The 18992-nt window shown below is 65.9% G+C and carries 13 protein-coding genes; 2 read left to right on the forward strand and 11 right to left on the reverse strand.

Annotated elements, in window-relative coordinates; all coding sequences use genetic code 11:
• Positions 1–32: 32 nt before the first annotated feature.
• From era to lepB, 3 genes are read right to left on the reverse strand one after another with little or no spacing between them, the layout of a single operon-like run.
• Complete coding sequence (gene era / locus NV401_RS04035) at positions 33–935, reverse strand: GTPase Era (RefSeq protein WP_261293114.1); 903 nt, start codon at positions 933–935, stop codon at positions 33–35.
• Entirely contained in the window at positions 932–1624 is a 693-nt protein-coding gene (gene rnc, locus NV401_RS04040; protein WP_261293115.1) for a ribonuclease III, read from the reverse strand. Before rnc ends, era begins: the two co-directional genes overlap by 4 nt.
• Positions 1621–2466 (reverse strand): signal peptidase I, encoded by an 846-nt coding sequence (gene lepB / locus NV401_RS04045; protein WP_261293116.1) that lies wholly within the window; start codon positions 2464–2466, stop codon positions 1621–1623. The genes rnc and lepB overlap by 4 nt, the downstream gene beginning before the upstream one ends.
• 101 nt (positions 2467–2567) lie before the next feature.
• On the opposite strand from lepB, the gene pgi reads away from it, so the two are divergent.
• Both pgi and gor read left to right on the forward strand, forming a co-directional pair.
• A complete protein-coding gene (pgi, locus tag NV401_RS04050) occupies positions 2568–4061 on the forward strand; it encodes a glucose-6-phosphate isomerase (RefSeq protein WP_261293117.1) in 1494 nt (497 codons plus the stop codon).
• 125 nt (positions 4062–4186) lie between these two features.
• Positions 4187–5536 carry a glutathione-disulfide reductase gene (gene gor / locus NV401_RS04055; protein WP_261293118.1) on the forward strand — a complete coding sequence of 450 codons (1350 nt, stop codon included), beginning with the start codon at positions 4187–4189 and terminating at the stop codon, positions 5534–5536.
• A 97-nt stretch (positions 5537–5633) separates the two neighbouring features.
• Here gor and NV401_RS04060 read toward each other — a convergent pair whose 3' ends face one another.
• The 8 genes from NV401_RS04060 to NV401_RS04095 form a co-directional block, all read right to left on the reverse strand.
• The gene (locus NV401_RS04060; protein WP_261293119.1) at positions 5634–8960 is read right to left on the reverse strand and encodes a TonB-dependent receptor plug domain-containing protein; all 3327 of its coding nucleotides are present in this window, start codon (positions 8958–8960) and stop codon (positions 5634–5636) included.
• A 183-nt stretch (positions 8961–9143) separates the two neighbouring features.
• Entirely contained in the window at positions 9144–11285 is a 2142-nt protein-coding gene (gene ligA / locus NV401_RS04065; RefSeq protein WP_261293120.1) for an NAD-dependent DNA ligase LigA, read from the reverse strand.
• Positions 11286–11346: 61 nt separating this feature from the next.
• Positions 11347–11535, reverse strand: coding sequence for a hypothetical protein (locus NV401_RS04070; RefSeq protein ID WP_261293121.1), 189 nt, complete (start codon positions 11533–11535; stop codon positions 11347–11349).
• Positions 11536–11620: 85 nt separating this feature from the next.
• Positions 11621–11827: a cold-shock protein gene (locus NV401_RS04075; RefSeq protein ID WP_034159288.1), complete on the reverse strand. Its 207-nt coding sequence runs from the start codon at positions 11825–11827 to the stop codon at positions 11621–11623.
• 336 nt (positions 11828–12163) lie between these two features.
• Positions 12164–12628 (reverse strand): OsmC family protein, encoded by a 465-nt coding sequence (locus tag NV401_RS04080; RefSeq protein WP_261293122.1) that lies wholly within the window; start codon positions 12626–12628, stop codon positions 12164–12166.
• Between the two features lie 31 nt (positions 12629–12659).
• Positions 12660–13709: a glycosyltransferase family 2 protein gene (locus tag NV401_RS04085; protein ID WP_261293123.1), complete on the reverse strand. Its 1050-nt coding sequence runs from the start codon at positions 13707–13709 to the stop codon at positions 12660–12662.
• Complete coding sequence (locus tag NV401_RS04090; protein ID WP_261293124.1) at positions 13706–16204, reverse strand: DegT/DnrJ/EryC1/StrS family aminotransferase; 2499 nt, start codon at positions 16202–16204, stop codon at positions 13706–13708. Before NV401_RS04090 ends, NV401_RS04085 begins: the two co-directional genes overlap by 4 nt.
• A gap of 229 nt (positions 16205–16433) precedes the next feature.
• Positions 16434–18929, reverse strand: a complete 2496-nt coding sequence (locus tag NV401_RS04095) for a TonB-dependent receptor (RefSeq protein WP_261293125.1) — start codon at positions 18927–18929, stop codon at positions 16434–16436.
• Positions 18930–18992 lie beyond the last annotated feature (63 nt).

Raw genomic sequence — 18992 nt, forward strand, 5'->3', positions numbered from 1 at the left:
CCCCTCCCCGTGCCGGGGAGGATTAAGAAGGCTCACTCCACCCAATCGAGGCCCATGTCGCGATAGACGTCGCGTTCCTCGTCCCAGCCGGGCTTCACTTTCACGTGCAGATACAGATGCACCGGGCGGCCCATGATGCTGCTGAGCTCGGCGCGGGCGCGGGCACCGATTTCCTTGATGCGCGTGCCGCCCTTGCCAAGCACGATCGCGCGCTGCGTGGGGCGTTCGACCAGGATCTGCTGGTGGATCTCGAGCGAGCCATCCTGGCGCTCGTTATATTGCTCGGTTTCGACCGCGCTCGATTGCGGCAGTTCGGCGTGGAGCTGGAGATAGAGCTGCTCGCGCGTGACTTCCGAGGCGAGGCTGCGCTCGGTGGCGTCCGACACCTGGTCCTCGGGATAATGCCACGGGCTTTCCGGCATGGCCTTCGCCAGATGCGCCTTGAGATCGGCCAGGCCATCGCCGGTGGTGGCGCTGACGAAAAAGGTCTCCTGGAACGGCACGAGCGCGTTCAGCTTCTCGGCATGGACGAGCAACTTCGCCTTATCGGCAAGATCGACCTTGTTGAGGATCAGGTATTTAGGCTCGGAGCGGCCGGCGATGCTCTCGACGATGCCGGTGACCTTGCTGCCGAGCCCGCCCTTTGCATCGACCACCAGCGCTAGGATATCGGCGCCCTCGGCGCCACCCCAGGCGGCGGAGACCATCGCGCGATCCAGCCGGCGCTTGGGCTCGAAAATGCCCGGGGTATCAACCAGCAGCAATTGCGTGTCGCCCTCGATCGCCACGCCCATCAGGCGCACGCGGGTGGTCTGCGCCTTGGGGCTGACGATCGCCACCTTCTGCCCGACCAGCGCATTGACGAGCGTCGACTTGCCGGCATTGGGCGCGCCGAGGATGGCGATCAGGCCGCAATGTTGTGTGGGTTCAGTCATTTCTTGGTTCCGTTGGTCAGCGCCGCCAGCAAGGCGGCGGCGGCGGCGGTTTCCGCTTCCTGTTTCGAACTGCCCTCGGCGGTCGCCTCGGCGAGCGTGCCGATGCTCGCCTTGACGGTGAAGCGCGGGGCGTGGTGCGGGCCGGAGCGGTCGATAATGTCATAGGCCGGTGTGCGGCGATTGTGCGCCGCAGCCCATTCCTGCAGCGCGGATTTGGGATGCTGCGGCGCGACGCTCTGCGCCTTGACGCGGTCGCCCCAGGCAGTGCGCACCGCGGTGCGCGCGGCATCCAGCCCGGCATCGAGATACAGTGCGCCGATCAGCGCCTCCATCACGTCGCCGAGCACATTGTCGCTGTCGGTCGCACCATCGTCGCGCGCCTGCTTGCCGAGCTTCAGATGCTGCGCGACACCCAGGCCGCGCGCGACATCGGCGCACACCGCGCCGGTGACGACGGCATTCAAGCGCTTTGACAGCGCGCCTTCCGGTTCGCCGGGAAACAGCGTGAACAGCCATTCCGCCATGACAAGGCCGAGCACGCGATCGCCGAGGAATTCGAGCCGCTCGTAATTGGCCTTGGCCTGGCTGCCATGCGTCAGCGCGCGTTCGAACGGGGCGAGATCGGCCGGGCGATGGCCGAGGATCGATTCAAGCCAGTCGCCCAGATTGCCGACGGGAGATAGGCTCAAAAGCCTTCCCCGATGCGGCTCCAGCGCGCGGCGGTGAACCAGGTCCAGGGCAGCAGCCAGGAGGCGCTGCCGTCGGTCGAGAAGAAGCCGATCACCGCCTTGCCCTCGAGATTTTCAAGCGGGACCATGCCGATGCCCTGGCCTTCGACCTGCGGAAAGCGGCTGTCGGCGCTGTCGTCGCGATTGTCGCCCATCATGAAGACATGGCCGGCCGGGACAGCGAAGACGCCGGTATCGTCGGCGATCGTGGTGCCGCGATCGAGCACGTCATAGCTGCGGCCGCCGGGGAGCGTCTCGCGGAAGCGCTCGTAGCGGCAGATCGGCTGGCCCTTGTCGGTGTCCTGATAGGCGGCGCCGCATTCCTGCGGCCCGAAATTGGGCGTCAGCGGCAGCGTAAAATCGGCGATGCGCTCCTTGGGCACGGCGACGCCGTTGAGGATCAGCTGCCCGTCGCGCATCTGGATCGTGTCGCCGGGCAGGCCGATGACGCGCTTGATGTAATCCGTCCTGTTGCCCGGTGGCGCCTTGAACACCACGACGTCGCCGCGCGTCGGCAGATTGGCGAAGATCCGGCCGGGGATCAGCGGCACGCTGAACGGCAGCGAATGCTTCGAATAGCCGTAATTCCATTTCGAGATGAACAGATAGTCGCCGATCAGCAACCGCGGCAGCATCGATTCGCTGGGAATCGAGAAAGGCGAAAAGATGAAGCTGCGGAAGATCAGCACCACGACCATCAGCTTGAGCAGGAAGGTCAGCGTCTCGCGCGTCTCGGATCTAGGTTTCGCAGGCGCAGGCGCGACGGGCGCGGTGTCGCTGGACAAGGTATCGATATCGGACATTGGCGCGGTTTGCGGCGGCGGGACCCAAGCGTCAAGCTGGCGGTTGTAACCCGCGGGCGCTAGGCCGATCTAACAGCCACAAGACAATTCCGAGGTGACCGATGCCCACTGCCGACTGGAGCGCGATCGAGGCGCTGCCTGCCCGCCCGCTGACCGACCTGTTCGCCGGCGATAGCGGACGACTCGAAGCCTTTTCACTGGATGTGGCGGGGCTGCATTTCGATTGGTCCAAGACGCATCTGACGCGCGAGGCGGTGGCGGCGTTCGAGGCGCTGGCCAAGGCGCAGGGGCTGAGCGCCAAGCGCGAGGCGCTGTTCGGCGGGGAGGTGGTCAACGTCACCGAGGGGCGCGCGGTCGAACATACCGCCGAGCGCGGTGAGGGGTCGGAAGAGGCCGTGGCCAAGGCACGCGCGCTGCAATCGCGGATGCGCGCGCTGATCGACGCGATCGAGGCGGATGCGCTCGGGCCGGTGCGGCATATCCTGCATGTCGGGATCGGCGGATCGGCGCTGGGCCCCGACCTGCTGATCGACGCGCTGGGGCGCGATGCCGATCGCTACGACGTGGCGATCGTCGCCAATATCGATGGCGTGGCGCTGGAGGATGCGTTCAAGCGCTTCGATCCCGATGCCACGTTGCTGGTCATCGCCTCCAAGACCTTCACCACCACCGAGACGATGACCAACGCGCAGAGCGTGCTGCAATGGATGTCGGAGCACGGCGTGTCGGACGTGTACGGCAAGGTGATCGCGCTGACCGCCGATCCCGACAAGGCACTGGAATGGGGCGTGGACGAGACGCGCATCCTGCCGTTCAGCGAAAGCGTCGGCGGGCGGTACTCCCTGTGGTCGTCGATCGGCTTTCCCGCGGCGCTGGCGCTGGGCTGGGACTGTTTCGAGGAACTGCTCGAAGGCGCAGCCGAGATGGACCGGCATTTCCGCCTCACCGCCTTGCACGAGAATGCGCCGGCGCTCGCCGCTTTTGCGGATCTCTATTACACGCAGGTGCGCCACGCCGAGACGCGCGCGACCTTCGCTTATGATCAGCGGCTGAAACTGCTGCCGCCCTATCTCCAGCAACTGGAGATGGAATCGAACGGCAAGGCCGTGACGACCGATGGCGAGCCGCTCGGCCGGCCGAGCGCGGCGATCACCTGGGGCGGGGTCGGTACCGAGGCGCAGCATGCCGTGTTCCAGCTGCTGCATCAGGGCACGCATCTCGTGCCGGTCGAATTCGTCGCCTGTATCGAGCCGGGCGATACGCTGGGCGAGGAGCATCACCGGCAGCTGCTGATGAATGCGTTCGCGCAAGGCGCCGCGCTGATGGCGGGCAAGCAGACCGACGATCCGGCGCGCAGCTATTCGGGCGACCGGCCGAGCGCGACGATCCTGCTCGAGGATCTCGATGCCCGCTCGCTGGGCGCGCTGATCGCGTTCTACGAGCACCGCGTGTTCGTCAACGGCGTGCTGCTGGGGATCAATTCGTTCGACCAGTTCGGCGTCGAGCTGGGCAAGGAAATGGCCAAGGCGGCGGTCGAGGGCGGGCAGAGCTTCGATGCCTCGACCGACGATCTGATCAAGCGGGCGTTCGGGTAAGCCGACCGCTCCCAACACACCCGTCATCCTGACGAACGTCAGGATCCATCGCGCCACACGGATGATCGCCCGACAGGTGAAATGGATCCTGCCTGTCGTCAGGATGACGGCACTAGGAATGTATCATGAGTGACTACGACTACGACCTGTTCGTCATCGGTGCCGGCAGCGGCGGGGTGCGCGCCGCGCGCGTGTCTGCCGCGCACGGCGCCAAGGTGGCGATCGCCGAGGAATATCGCGTCGGCGGGACCTGCGTGATCCGCGGCTGCGTGCCCAAGAAACTGCTGATCTACGGCGCACATTTCGCCGAGGATCTGAAGGACGCCAAGCGCTTCGGCTGGAACGTGCCCGACACGTACGACTTCGACTGGAAGGTGCTGCGCGACAATGTGATGGAGGAGGTCGACCGGATCAACGGCGCCTATACCAACACGCTGACCAACCACGATGTCGAGATCATCGCCGAACGCGCCGAGGTCACCGGCCCGCACAATGTGAAACTGGCCGGCGGGCGCGAGATCACCGCCAAGACGATCCTGATCGCCACTGGTGCCCGGCCCTCGGTGCCCGATTGCCCCGGTGCCGAGCTCGGCATCACCTCGAACGAGGCATTCCATCTGGACGCGGTGCCCAAGCGCATCCTGATCGCCGGCGCGGGCTATATCGCCAACGAATTCGCCGGGATCTTCCACCAGCTCGGCGCGCACGTCACGCTGATCAACCGCAGCGACGTGATCCTGCGCGGCTATGACGAATCGATCCGCGATCGCCTGCTGCAGATCTCGATGATGAAGGGAATCGAATTCCGCTTCCACGCCGAGTTCCAGGGGATCGAGCAACTCGACGATGGCTGCCTCAAGGTCAGCATGTCGGGGCACGAGCCGATCACCGTCGATTGCGTGATGTTCGCCACCGGACGCGAGCCCAATACCGAAGGGCTGGGGCTGGCGAACGCTGGCGTGGAGCTCGACGCGAAAGGCGCCGTGGTCGTCGACGACGACAATCGCTCGACCTGTGACAGCATCTATGCGGTGGGCGACGTGACCAACCGCGTGCAGCTGACTCCGGTCGCGATCCGCGAGGGCCAGGCCTTTGCCGACAGCGTGTTCGGCGGCAAGCCGACGCGGGTCGATTACGAGAATATCCCGGCGGCAGTGTTCAGCCATCCGCCGATGGCGGGCGTGGGAATGACCGAGAGCGAGGCGAAGAACAAGCTCGGCTCGTGCAAGGTCTATACGTCCGATTTCCGCCCGATGAAGAACGTGCTGGCCGGCCGCAACGAGCGCGCGCTCTACAAGATGGTCTGCGACAGCGACACCGGCAAGGTGCTCGGGCTGCACATGATCGGCCCGGACGCGCCGGAGATCCTGCAGGCGGCGGCGATCGCGGTGAAGGCCGGCCTGACCAAGGACGCGTTCGACCAGACGGTCGCGCTGCACCCGTCGATGGCGGAAGAACTGGTGCTGATGCGGTGAATCGTACTTGAGCCCGTCCCCTGCAGCGGGGCTAAGATAAAGAAAGGCCGCCGTCCCGATTGGGACGGCGGCCTTTCTGTTAGCGCTCGGGCGGCGATCAGAAGCTGAAGCGGGCGCCGATACGGATCAGGTAGAGCGAGCGGCGGATTTCCAGCTGCTTGGCGTTAGGCTCGATGAAGCTCGAGTAACGGTATTGCACGCAGGGCTGGTTCGGTGCGCTGTTGATCTGGCCCGACGTCGGCGCCGTTCCCGTTGCGACCGGTGCCGAAAGGCACTGCACCCGCACAGTATCTTCGACATACGGGAACACTGCCTGGCGGAAGCCACCCCAATTCTTGTTCAGCAGGTTCGGCAGGTTCTCGATATCGGCAAAGACCGAGATGCGTGAGTTGCCCACGAAGGTCGGCAGCTGCTGCTCGAGATGAAGATCGAGGCGGGTATAAGCCCGCGACCGCGCGAGGTTGCGCGGGGCGATCTTGCCGCGGAAGTCCTTCAGCTTGGTGTTGCCGATCAGGCCTTCAAGCGCATTCTGCGTTGCCGTGCTGTCATAGCTGACGATCGGGTCGGTCGTGCCGGTCGGCACGTACAGCAGGAAGCGATCGTCACGGCCGGTGACACCGAATACGGCGCTCCGGGTCACGTTTGCGGCATCCTCCATCGTGAAGCTGTACGGGCGACCCGCCTGGGTTTCACCGAACAGCTGAATGATGGTCTTATAGTCGCCGAAGAAGGCGTGGTTGAAGCCCGCGCTGTACTTGAACGACCATTTCACCTGATCGTTCGCCGTGCCGTAAGCGGCACCGCTGCCATCGATGAAGGCGCCGTTGCCATAGTTGGAGCCGGCCGTCGACGAGGTTGCCGGTGCCTGATCCTTCACGTCCTGGATCGCATAGGACAGGCCGAGATCGAGGCCGAAATCGAAGTTCTTTTCGACGCGGACGACACCGATATGGCTGCGGCCCTTGCTGGAGTTGGTCAGCAGGATGTCCGTGTTGGTGTTGGTGCCGACGAGCGGACCGTAACGATCGCGGCCGTCAGGCAGCTTGCCGATCACGGTGGAGCGCAGATCGGTGAAGAACACCGCGGCATTGGTCTTGCTGAAATAGTAATCGGCGCCGAAGTGCCAGCCGCCGCCCAGGAAGTTGCGCGGCGTCCAATCGGCCGACAGGGTTGCCTTGGTAACGTTGGGGATTTCGAAATCCGGATCCAGCGCGTTGATATTGGCCAGGCCGTTTGCCCCGGTATTGGGGATCTGCGCCTGCAAGCCAGCGGGGATCGACGTGCCCGTGACGTTATTGAGCAGCGACTGCCCCTGCGCGACCGGAATGTTGGCGCCGTTCAGCTGATAGCCGGTGGTGCATGCTGCGCTGATCGCGCAGCGCTGCACGGTCACCGAGTTGATCGACACTCCACCGATGCCAGCACCGGCATTGGAATAGCTGTTCGACAGATACACGTCAGGCGTGCCGCCGCCGAAGATACCGGCGCCACCGCGGATCTTGAAATCGTCGATCGGCTCCCAATCGAAGCCGGCGCGCGGCTGGAACAGGCCCTTGCCCTTGATCGTGCTGGTGTTGGAGAAGCCGTACCGCGCGGTGAAGCCGGCGTTGAGCGGCACCGCCGTCGGCGCAGCGAACGTGTCGTAGCGGGCGCCGAAATTGACGTTCAGGCGATCGGTGACGGCGACGTCGTCCTGGATGCCGAAGGTGAACTGCGTGTAGTTGAAGTCGGCAGCGGCGTCGTCCGGATTGCCGGTCGCGGTGTTCTGGTACGTGACCGAGCTTGCCGTCCGTGCCCGGAAATCTTCGATCGAGTCGAAGTAATAGTTACCCAACGTGTTCTGCAGGAACAGGTTGAAGATGCCGACGCGGTTCATTTCGCCGAACACGCGCAGATCATGCTTGCCCATGGTCAGGCGCGCGACGAGCGAGCCACCATAGGTGTCGGTGTTGAACACGTTCGACTGGGTCGAATTTTCCGTGCCGAGCGACAGGATCGGGTTGTTCGAGCCGCACGACGTGGGCGTGTCGTTGGTCGTGTTGGCCGGCGAACCGATCGCCGAACCGTTGGTGGCATCGGTGCAGACACGCAACTGGGACAGCGGCGCGCCGCCGGCCGGGCGGCCACGCTCATAGCTCTTGTACAGGAAGCGCGCTTCGGTCGAGAACGTGTCCGACCAGGTCGAATTGAGCTGCGCGATGCCGGCGCGGAGCAATTCGGTGCCGCCATAGCTGTTCGATTCGAGGCCGAAGCCGGGGGTCGAGCTGCTGGTGCTGACGTTGCCCTGGATCTGGTTTTCGTCATAGGCATTGATGTACGACACCGACAGGCGCTGCTTGTCGGTGATGTTCCAGGTCAGCTTGCCGACGAATTTCTCGTCCTTGTCCTGCGACAGGGCGAGGATGCCACCTGCTTCGTAGCCGTTGAAGGCCGACGATGCCGCGGCCTGAACCGCATTGATCTTGTCGGTGGTCAGGCCGGGAATGACGGTCAGCGCAGGCGAGAACGGATTACCCTGCGTGTTGCGCTCGCCCGAGATCATGAAGAATAATTTGTCCTTGATGATCGGGCCGGACAGCGTCGCGCCATAGGTCTCGCTCTTATAGTCGAGGTTGGTGTCGGTACCGCCGATCTTCTCGCCCGACAGGCCATCGGTGTTCTGCGAATAGAAACCAGTGCCGTGGAACTTGTTCGTACCGGTCTGCAGCACGGCATCCACCGCGCCGCCGAGGAAGTTGCCCTGGCGGACGTCGTAAGGCGCGATCGAGACCGAGAACTGGCCGATCGAATCGATCGGTACCGGGCCACGGCGCGTGGGGTTGGCATCGGGGTTGAGGCCGAAATTGTCGCTGACGATCACGCCGTCGATCGAGAAGCGATTGAAGCGCGGGTTGACGCCAGCGAAGGAGATCGAGCGACCACCCGAGGCGGTGTCTTCCATACGGGCGAAGGGATCGCGGCGCATGAGATCGCGAATGTCGCGGTTGACGGTCGCCACGGCGGCGATGTCGGTGCGGCTGAGCACCGTCTGCGGACCGTCCGAGGTAGTGCCGGCGCCGGCAACGGACGATGCGGTAACGACGATGTCGGCCGTGTCAGCCGTGATCTCGACCGGCACCGTGTATGGCTGGCCGACGATCGTGTTGATGTCGGTGACCGAGGCGTTGCCCTGCGCGCTCGTCACTTCGACGGTGTAGGGGCCGCCGGGCAGCAGGCCGGACAGGCTGAACGACCCATCGGCCGTCGTCGTCGTCGTCGCGCGCGAGCCGGTGGCGGTGTTCAGAACGACGACATCAGCAGCGGCAACGGGCGCGCCATCCTGCGTCACGGTACCGCGGATCGTCGTGGTGGTTTCCTGCGCCATCGCGGCGGCGGGTGCGAGCAGCGCAATCGCTGCCACACCAAGGAACAAATTGTTTCTCATGAAGTTTTCCCTTTTGAGCCCTACGCGCCCTGGTCCTGCGGATCGTTGTCCGTTGCAGGCGCCCCTGCGCTCCCAATATTTCGGTTACATGACATCCTGGTCACGTTGATAGGGTTGGTCGTAACGTTTCTTGCTGCGTTGCAAAAAGGCATCACATCAGGAGTGGCCGCTAAGCGGTTGGTATCATGATGCTACAGCGACGATCCGTGCCCATTCGGCCTCGTCGATCACCTCGATGGCAAGCTCGGCGGCCTTCTTCAGCTTCGATCCGGCGCCGGGGCCCGCGACAACGAGATCGGTCTTGGCCGATACCGATCCCGAGACGCGGGCGCCCAGCGACTCGGCCTGCGCCTTTGCCTCGTCGCGGCTGATCGTCTCCAGCGTGCCGGTGAACACGACGGTCTTGCCGCTGACCCGCGAGTCGCGCGTCTCGACCAGAAAATCGGGTGGCGAGACCTGCGCCAGCAGATCGTCCCATACCGCGCGGTTGTGCGGCTCGTGGAAGAAGTCCGCCAGCGCATGGCCGACCGCAGCGCCGACATTCTCGATCCCGATATGGTCGGCGATCACCTTGTCTAGGCGGGTACGGTGTTTCTGTGCGCTTTCGCCGATCGCCGGCGGGTTGGCGTCGCGCAGCGCGATGATGTCGTCGGCGAGCTGGCGGACATTGGGCAAGGTGACGAGGCGCTTGAGCAGGTCACGCGCGGTGATCGCGCCGATATGGCGGATGCCGAGGCCGAACAGCAGCCGCGCGGCATCGGGCGCGCGCTTGGCGTCGATCGCGGCGAGCAATGCATCGACCGATTTGGCCTGCCAGCCGTCGCGGCCGAGCAATTCCTCTCGGTGTGCAGTGAGCCGGAAGATGTCGGCCGGCTCGGCGATCCAATTCAGATCGAGCAGTTCGACCAGGGTCTTTTCGCCCAGGCCATCGATGTCGAGCGCGCCGCGGCTGACGAAATGCTTCAACCGTTCGAGCCGCTGCGCCGGGCAGATCAGCCCGCCGGTGCAGCGCACATCGACTTCGCCCTCCTCGGCGACCGCTTCCGAGCCACAGCGCGGGCAGTGCGCCGGGAAGGTCCAGGCGGGGCGGTCGGCATCGCGCGTCAGATTCTCGACGATCTGCGGGATAACGTCGCCGGCGCGCTGCAGGATCACGCGGTCGCCGGGGCGCACGCCGAGCCGGGCGATCTCGTCGGCATTGTGCAACGTCGCGTTGCGCACCACGACGCCGCCGACAGTGACCGGTTCGAGCTTGGCGACGGGGGTCAGCTTGCCGGTGCGACCGACCTGGATCTCGATATCGTTGAGCGTCGTCTCGGCGCGTTCGGCGGGGAATTTGTGCGCGATCGCCCAGCGCGGCGCGCGGCCGACAAAGCCCAGCCGCTGCTGCCAGTCGAGCCGGTCGAGCTTGTAGACCACGCCGTCGATATCGAACGGCAGATCGGCGCGCTCGTGCTCGATCCGGCGATAGGCGTCGAGGCCCTGATCGAGCGTGCCGGCGGGCTGGAACTGCGCGGTGACCGGGAAGCCCCAGGCGCGGATCGCGGCGATTACCGCGCTTTGCGTGTTGCCGGGCAGTGCGCTGGTCTCGCCCCAGCCCCAGGCGAAGAAGCGCAGCGGGCGCGAGGCGGTGACGGCGGCGTCCTTCTGGCGCAGCGAGCCGGCGGCGGCATTGCGCGGGTTGGCGAATTGCCGCGCTTCCTTGCCCGTCGCCCCGGTTTCGGCCAGCAGGCGGGCGTTGAGCGCGGCGAAATCCGACTTGGCCATATAGACTTCGCCGCGCACCTCGAACACCGCCGGGGCGCCGGCCGGCAGCGTTGGCGGAATGTCGCCGATCGTGCGGACGTTGGCGGTGACGTCTTCGCCGACCTGGCCGTCGCCGCGGGTCAACGCCTGGACCAGGCGGCCATTCTCGTAGCGCAGCGAACAGGACAGGCCGTCGATCTTGGGCTCGGCGGTAAGCGCGACCGGCGCATCGTCGGCGAGGCTGAGGAAACGGCGCACGCGACCGACAAAGTCCGCCACGTCGGCATCGGCAAAGGCGTTGTCGAGGCTGAACATGGCGCGGGCGTGCGCGACCTTGGCAAGATGCCCGGCGGGCGCGGCGCCGACCGAGCGGCTTGGCGAATCGGCGCGGATCAGGTGCGGGAAGGCGGCTTCGAGCGCGGCGTTGCGGCGCATCAGCGCGTCATAGGCGGCGTCGGATATCTCCGGCGCATCCTCGGTGTGATAGAGCGCATTGTGCCGCGCGATCTCGGCGGCGAGAGCGGCCAGCTCGGCGGCAGCGGACTCGTCGGTGTCGGGCAGGGGGGCGCTGGCAATCATGCGATGCTGGCTAGCGGAGTGAGGGGGCGGCGATCAAGCCGCCCGGCGGCAATGCGACGGTCTAATCGTCGTCTTCACCCGGCAACGCCTTGGCTTCCTCGTTGACGGCACGGCGATCGGCGGTCTTTTCCGCGCGCGTAGCCATCTCGTCCCACGCCTTGGCGGCGCGCGTCCAGCGGTCGCGGACATTATCGAGGGTCGCGGAATCGGCGTCGGTCTGGGCCTGACGGGCACGATCGCGATAGAACATGGCGGTGGTATTCGTGGGAAATTCCTCGTGTTCCAGGTGGAGAGAGTGGTGGGCGCCGGATCGCTCCGACGCCCGCCGACATCAATCACGCAGAAGCGAGGTTCACGGCCGACATCTTGCCGCGGCGGTCCTGCTCCAGCTCGTAGGAGACGCGCTGCTCCTTATCGAGCGTGCGCATGCCAGCTGCTTCGACAGCGCTGATGTGCACAAAGGCGTCGTTCCCGCCGCCTTCAGGCGCGATGAAGCCATAGCCCTTGTCCGCGTTGAAAAATTTTACGGTGCCGATCGGCATAGGTATTTCCTTGGGTAGACGAAGCCGGGAAGAAAAGCCGAAAGCACCGTCCGGCCTCGGCCGGTGCTTTCGATCGCGGTCGTATCGCCGGCCAGGGGCCGACGACGGTACGAAAGAACAGCCCAATCGCGCGGAGCCCGGGACTTTAGTCCAGGCATCCGTACCATCCGTTTACCTGCGAGCAGGGTATCGAGGGGCCAAGAACAGGGCTCCGGGGCTTTTACAAGCGGGAGCGCGTGAAGTCTCTCAGCCGTGCGATGCTTGTGGGCAATGTCACACGATGGGCCCGGTATAACAGACATTTGCCGGCCTGTCGCATGGTTTCGCGCGCAAGGCTCAAGCGACCGAATAGGTCGCCGCATAGCCGACCGGGAAATTGACCGAGCGGGCGATGAAGCAGACCTTGTGGATATCGGCATGGATCGCATCCGCGGCGGCGACGTCGCTGCCGTGGGCGAGGGCGATATGCGGGCGCAGCGTGGCGGCGAGAAAGCGGCCGGCGCCGTTGGGCATACTGTCGCCGCGGCCGATCGGATCGTCGCGATAGCCGAGCACGGTGATCCCGGCGACGCTGGCATAATGTAAATACCAGAGCATGTGACAGGCCGAGAGGCTGGCGAGCAGCAGATCCTCGGGATTGTGTAGCGTCGGATCGCCGCCCAGCAGCGGATCGTTGGAACAGGCGATCGGCGGCTTGCCCGGCGTCGCGACGGTCCAGTTGCGGTCGTAATCGCGATAGCCGCTGGTGCCGGTGCCGCGATTGCCGGTCCATTCGATGCGACTGGTGTAATCGTGCTGCATGCGGGGTGCTTTCGGTACGGCGGCGCGCGCATCACCTGCTATAGCGTCGTTTGACCGCGCGGGCACCGCCGATCAGCCGCGACAGTGCGAGATCCTCGAACCCGGTATGGCCGAGGCCGAGATGATCGGGCCGCGCGGTGATCGCGTCGTGCAAGCCGATCGTGCCGCTGCGCAGCGCACAGCGGCTGGTATGGCCCCAGCGTCGCGCGGTTTCCCAGCGGATCAGCTTGCGGTCCTCGGCGCCGATCGGCCGCTGCGCGAAGAAGTGCGCCTGCAGCCGCGCCAGCGCGTCGCCGAGCCGGCGGAGTGTCGCGCCATCGGGCACTGGCAGTTGTGCCATCATGTGGCGGATCACCAGGCCGGCAATGTCGTCGGCCTGGTCGCCGAACGGCTCGGCATAAGCGCCGGCCAGCACCGCCGCGGCATTGGCATACATCGTCTCGGTATAGCGTTGCGAGGCGCCGCCCTCGTGGCGCCGGTACAGGACCAGCGGCGTATCGAGCCGCGCGATGCGGCCGCGGCGCGCCATGCGGTGATAGAGATCGAAATCCTCGGCATAGAGCCGGTCGGGGTCGGTGAAGGGGTCGCCGATGGCGTCGGCGCGGAGCATGACGGAGGACCAGACGAGCGGGTTCTCGATCAGCAGCAGCCATTCGATCAGCGCCGGCGTGGTATGTGCGGTGCGCACCGCGGGATTGATCACGTCATCGTCGAGATAGGCCGCGGCAGTGCCGAGCAGCACGGTATCCGGATGTGCGTCGAGATAGGCGACCTGGGCGCGCAGCCGGTCGGGCCGGCACAGATCGTCCTGATCGAGACCCGCCAGATAGCGTCCCCGCGCCTGCACCACGGCATGGTTGCGGGTGCGCACCGGACCCTGATTGATCGGGCTCTCGACGATGCGGAAGCGCGGGTCGTCGATCGCGGCGAGCACCGCGCGCGTATCGTCGGTCGAGCGATCGTCGACGATCACGACTTCGAAATCGGTGAAGGTCTGCGCCTGCAGGCTGGCGATCGTCGCCGGCAGGAATGCGGCACCGTTATACGCCGCCATGATCACGCTGACCGTTGGCGCGGTCATGCTGCGCGTGCGCTGCCGGGGGCGTCGGCGGCGCGGCGCTCGAAGATCTGATCGACGATCATCTGGCCGACCGCATTCTGCCACAGCCACAGGCCGTTGGCCTGGCCGGAGAAGCTTGCTTCGCCGCCAAGATCGCCCCACGGCACGAAGCCGGCCGCAAGGCCGATACCGTATAGGCCTGGGAGCGGCGCATCCTGTGCATCGAGCACGCGGCAATGGCGGTCGACCATCGGTCTGCCTTGATGTGCGGCGAGCGCGATCGTGCGGCCGCGCGGCGTGCGCACCGGCAGTGCGTGCGGACGATAGCCGAGCGCGGCGATGACGATATCGGCCCCAGCCAGATGGGCGCGGGCGGCGGCATCGTCAGCGCCGGTGATGCGGTGCGTGGCGATGCGCGGATCGGGCGCGCGGCCATCCACGCCGAGCAGGCGCAGCACGAGATCGCGTGCCTCCAGCCGGAAGCCGGCAAGCCGATAGACGAAGCCGCTCACCGGGCAGATATCCGGCGCCGAGAAATCGTCGAAGCCATCGGCGTGCGCCGCCTCGACCGAAGGATAGAAGGGGCGCAGGGGGCGGCGATGCAGCAGCGTGATGCCGCCGGCGCCGAACGGCAAAGCGGGCACCTGCTTGAGGATCAACGCGATCGTCGCCAGCGCGCTGGTCGAGCCGCCGATCACCGCGATCCGGGGATTGCGCTTGCCCGCGAGCAGATCGGCGAGCTTGGCATAACCGCCGAGCGCCAGCACCTCATCCGACTGGAGCAATCGGTCGCCGGCCTGGGCGAGTAGCGATTCCCCCGCTACCTGCTGCACAGCGAGGCGGTCGAGCGGCTGATGACCGCCGGTGGCGATGACCATATCGTGCGACAGTTGCTCGAATTCCACGCCGTCGCTGCGGCGGCGCAGGCGGGTCGACCATAGGCCCGCAGACGTGCGGCGCGTGCCCAGCGCATCATGCCCGGTCAGGATCGTGCCGCCATGGGCGCGCACGATATCGGCCAGCCGGTCGCCGGTGGCACGCAGCAGTGGCCCGGCCTCGACCAGCGGCACGCCGAGCGCATCGGTATAACGCGCCACCGCGCGGCCCGCCGGATGCGCGGTGATCGCGGCCAGTTCGGGATAGGGATTGTCCTGTACCGCGCTGAGGAAGGTGGTGGCGGTACTGTCCGAGGTAATCGCATAGCGGCCGAGCCGCCCGCCGCCGATCGCATCGTCGTGCTCGACCACGACCAGCCCTTGCGCGAACGCGGCAAGCTGCCCGCGCTTGCTCGCTGCCGTCAGCAATGCGGTGCCGGCCGGGCCGCCGCCAACGATCACCGTGCTGGCCGCGGGAAGGGCACGCGGCGCGGCCGGGATGCGGGCGGTTTCGGCGGCGCAGGCCTGGCGGAACAAAGCCGCGATGGTGCGCGCATCGGCAGGCGTCATGGCATCAGTGATCGGTAGCGACAGCAGCCGCGCGGCGATGTCGTCGGCGTGCGGCGTCGGCTCGATCAGCGCTTCGGCCCGGAACAAGGGCTGCTGCCCGAGATGCGGACTGAAATACCGCCCGGTGCCGACGCCTTCCCGTTCGAGCCGCGCCGCGATCGCGTCGCGCTTCGCCACCAGTGGCTGGGGCAGCAATACGGGCATGAACTGCATCGCGCGGCGCAGGCCCTGCACGGCCTGCAGCGTGAACCCGGCGAGACTGTCGCGATACGCCGCTTCGATCGCCGCGCGCGCGTCGCAGATCGCCCCGATCTCGGCGAGCTTGGCCTGCGCCAGTACCGCGGTGATTTCCGGCAGCTTGGCGTTGAGCCCGAGCAAGGTCGCGCTGCGTGTCCCCTCGAAGCCGAAATTGATCATCGCGCGCAGCGTCGCGATCAAACCGGCGTCGCCGCTGTGAATCAAGCCGCCTTCGGCGACCGCGAAGGTTTTGGTGGCGTGCATCGAATAGACCGCGGCGAACGGCGCGTTTTGGCCAAAGCCATGTCCCGCCGCGTCGATCGTGCCGAGCGAGGATGCGGCATCGATCACCACGCCGACGTCGTAATGCTTTTGCAGCCAGGCATAGCGGCCGAGATCGATCGCGTTGCCGAACGTGGCATAGGGCACGAGCACGGCGATGCGATCGCCATGTTGTTGCAGCAGGCGCTCTTCGGTCCTGGCGCAGGCGCTCCAGTCGTCCGGGTCGATGTCGCAGACCAGCGGGGTCAGCCCGGCCCATAAGGCCGCTTGGCCGGTTGCCGCGAAGGTCAGCGCCGGCATCAGTGCCAGGCCGGCGGGGCGGCCGTTCGCGCGCGCCGCGTGGCGGATCGCGACCATCAGCCCGAGCGTCGCATTGGCGACCGCAATGCTCGCGCCATGCCCGCCGAACAGCGCGTCGGTCACGTTGCGCTCGAACGCCTGCACTTCGGCGCCGTTATTGCTGAACACGCCGGACGCCTCGATTCGCCGCAGCGCATCGACATGGTCGCTCAGGCGCGGCGGGTTGGGCGCGATCAGGGGATATCGTGGCATCGCGCAAGATATCGCCGCGATGCGCTAAAAAGACGTTAGCAGCCGGTCAAAAGATCTACTGCGCACGCGCAACTAACGACCATGACCGGTCGCAACTATAGCGATGGCCGGGGCATCGATCAGCCAAGTATAAGCTGGCGGCAGATATTGGGCGGCACCATCCGAACTTGGCGGGGCCGCCCTCCGGTGGCCGGGCTTCTGCTGCGCGCGGCGCGAGAAGCCCGGCGCATCAGAATTTCGCCCCCGCCCTGATCCCGATCGTGCGCGGCGTGGCAACGACGGTATAGTTGCGCACGTTGCACACGCTGCAGGCCTGATAGCGCGACAGCTCGGCGCGCTCGTCGGTGACGTTCTGCGCGAAGAGCTCCAGCGTGAAGCGGGTGAAATCCGCGCCGATGGAGAGATTGGCAGTGGTATAGTCATCCAGCCGCCCGAGCACGGCGGCCGGTACGACGCGGATGTCGGTCGAGGCCGATCCCTGATAGGCGATCAGGCCCTGCACATAGGCCTTGAAGTCGCCCACCGGCACGGCATAGCGCGCGGTGGCATTCAGCTTCACCTTGGGCGTGATCGGCAGGCGCGTGCCTTTGGGCGCGAGGATGAAATTGTCCTCGCCGGTGCAGGCGAAGGTGGCATCCGCCGCATTGCAGATATTGTTGCGCGTCTTGGCGTCGGTATACGAGCCGCTCGCGGTGAGCGACAGGCCGTCGACCGGCTGCCAGTTGAGATCCGCCTCGACCCCCTTGATCCGCGCGTTGGAGCCGTTCTGGATCTGCGTCAGGCTGTTGAGCCCCAAGAACGAGAATTGGAACGCCTTCCAATCCTGCATATAGATCGCACCGTTGAAGCGCAGCCCCGGGAACGGCGTGGTCTTGAAGCCGATTTCGTAATTGGTCAGGTAATCCGGATCGTAGGGCGGCAGCGTGCCCTGGCGGTTGATCCCGCCCGGGCGGAAGCCGCGTGACCAGGTGCCGTAGAGCAACAGGCCGTCGCGGGGCTTCCACGTCAGGTTGAGCCGATGCGTGAAGCCCTGGCCATCGGCAGTTTTGGGATCAACCCCGCCGGTGCTGTAATTGTACACGCCGAGGTCAGTGCACGGGCCGCCCGCCACCGCCGGCGCGATGACCGTGCCGCCGGGATTGTTGCGCACCGTGCCGCCGCCATTGGTGAAGCACGCAGCGACGCCGGTGCCGCCGCTGCCGACGCCGTTATACGGCTCGCCGTTCGGGTTGCGGCCGAAGCCGTAAAAGCCGATCAGCGTGTTATCGTAGATGAACGCGCGGCCGCCGGCGGTGAGCGTCAGATTGGGCAGGATGTCGAAGCTCGCCTCGCCGAACATCGCATAATCCTTGTCGACGCGGTGCTGCTGCGTCAGCCACAGCGTGCCGGCAAAGCCGTTGACCGACAGGTCGGGGGCGAGATTGGCGACCTGGTAATCCTGGTGGATCAGGTTGCTCTGGCGCTGATAGAACAGGCCCGCGACGACGCGGAAGCGCTCGTCCTGCGGCGAGGCGACGCGGAATTCCTGGCTCAGTTTCTTGAAGTGATCCGAGGCCACGACATATTGCCGTGAATCGATCGTCTGGCCGGCGGCATTCTGGAAATACAGCGCGCTCGCCACGCCGCCTTCGTAGAAGGAATCATAGGCCTCGGCATAATCGGTATAATCGGTCGACGAATGCGTCGTGCGATCGAGATAGGCGCCGGCATAGGTCGCGTCCCAATTGCCGATCTTGCCTTCGATCGTCAGCGCCGCTTGGACGAAGCGTTCGCGGCGCTTGTCGGGGAAGAAGCGCTGCACCTGCAGGTCGCCGACGGTCTTGTCATAACCGAAAATGCCCTTCGACTTCATCTGCTGGTAGATCACCGTCGGGGTGACGGTCCAGCTGTCGTCGAGATCGATCTTCAGCGCGGCGCGACCGCCATAGACTTCGTTGGTGTTGAAATCGTCCTTCACCAGCCCGGCATTGGTGACCGTGCCGGTATAGCCCGGCGCGAGCGGCGTGGCCGGTGCGGAGACGTCGAAGCGGCGCGTGCCGGGGACGTTGTCGATATACCCGGCGTCGCGCTGATAGAAGCCGACGACGCGCAGCGCCATCATGTCGGCCAGCGGCAGGTTGACATAGCCTTCGAGCTTGCCGCCCTGGCCGCCATGCGCGACGGTGTTGAGCTCGCCGTCGATCCGCCCCGAGAAATCGTTGAGATCGGGCTTGTTGGTGATGATGCGGATCGTGCCGGCCTGGCTCGACGCGCCGTACAACGTGCCCTGCGGCCCGGCGAGGCTTTCGATGCGCGCGATATCGTAGACGTGCACGTCGAGCGTACCGCCGATCGTCGTCACCGGCTGTTCGTCGAGATACACGCCGACCGAGGGCAGCGAGCCGGAATGGTTGCCGTCGCCGCCCGAGGCGACGCCGCGCATATAGACGGTGGTCACGCCCGGCTGCGCGCTCTGGAACGCCACCGAAGGCAGGAGCTGCGAATATTGCGCGAAATTGCTGATGTTCAGCTGGTCGAGCCGGCGCGTGCCGATCGCCTGGATGCTGACCGGCACGTCCTGGAGATTTTCCTCGCGCTTCTGCGCGGTGACGATGATGTCGTCGCCTTCGTCGTCGATCGCCGGGGCGGTGTCGGCAGCGGGCGTTTCCTGCGCCTGGGCCGGCAGCGTGACGGCGGCGGAGGCCATCAGGGTCGCCATGACGGCGTGACGCTTCGTGACGTGCATCTGCTATCCCCCAGTAATGATCCGCGCAGGGTGTTCGCGGGTGCAACATCCGTCAACGGGACT

The organism is Sphingomonas hylomeconis (genome assembly GCF_025370105.1).
Classification (GTDB): Bacteria; Pseudomonadota; Alphaproteobacteria; order Sphingomonadales; family Sphingomonadaceae; genus Sphingomonas; species Sphingomonas hylomeconis.

Excerpts from the sequence above, each read along its gene's own strand:
- era (WP_261293114.1), bottom strand. The coding sequence starts at position 935 with ATGACTGAACCCACACAACATTGCGGCCTGATCGCCATCCTCGGCGCG.
- lepB (WP_261293116.1), bottom strand. The coding sequence starts at position 2,466 with ATGTCCGATATCGATACCTTGTCCAGCGACACCGCGCCCGTCGCGCCT.
- pgi (WP_261293117.1), top strand. The coding sequence starts at position 2,568 with ATGCCCACTGCCGACTGGAGCGCGATCGAGGCGCTGCCTGCCCGCCCG.
- gor (WP_261293118.1), top strand. The coding sequence starts at position 4,187 with ATGAGTGACTACGACTACGACCTGTTCGTCATCGGTGCCGGCAGCGGC.
- NV401_RS04060 (WP_261293119.1), bottom strand. The coding sequence starts at position 8,960 with ATGAGAAACAATTTGTTCCTTGGTGTGGCAGCGATTGCGCTGCTCGCA.
- ligA (WP_261293120.1), bottom strand. The coding sequence starts at position 11,285 with ATGATTGCCAGCGCCCCCCTGCCCGACACCGACGAGTCCGCTGCCGCC.
- NV401_RS04070 (WP_261293121.1), bottom strand. The coding sequence starts at position 11,535 with ATGTTCTATCGCGATCGTGCCCGTCAGGCCCAGACCGACGCCGATTCC.
- NV401_RS04075 (WP_034159288.1), bottom strand. The coding sequence starts at position 11,827 with ATGCCGATCGGCACCGTAAAATTTTTCAACGCGGACAAGGGCTATGGC.
- NV401_RS04080 (WP_261293122.1), bottom strand. The coding sequence starts at position 12,628 with ATGCAGCACGATTACACCAGTCGCATCGAATGGACCGGCAATCGCGGC.
- NV401_RS04085 (WP_261293123.1), bottom strand. The coding sequence starts at position 13,709 with ATGACCGCGCCAACGGTCAGCGTGATCATGGCGGCGTATAACGGTGCC.
- NV401_RS04090 (WP_261293124.1), bottom strand. The coding sequence starts at position 16,204 with ATGCCACGATATCCCCTGATCGCGCCCAACCCGCCGCGCCTGAGCGAC.
- NV401_RS04095 (WP_261293125.1), bottom strand. The coding sequence starts at position 18,929 with ATGCACGTCACGAAGCGTCACGCCGTCATGGCGACCCTGATGGCCTCC.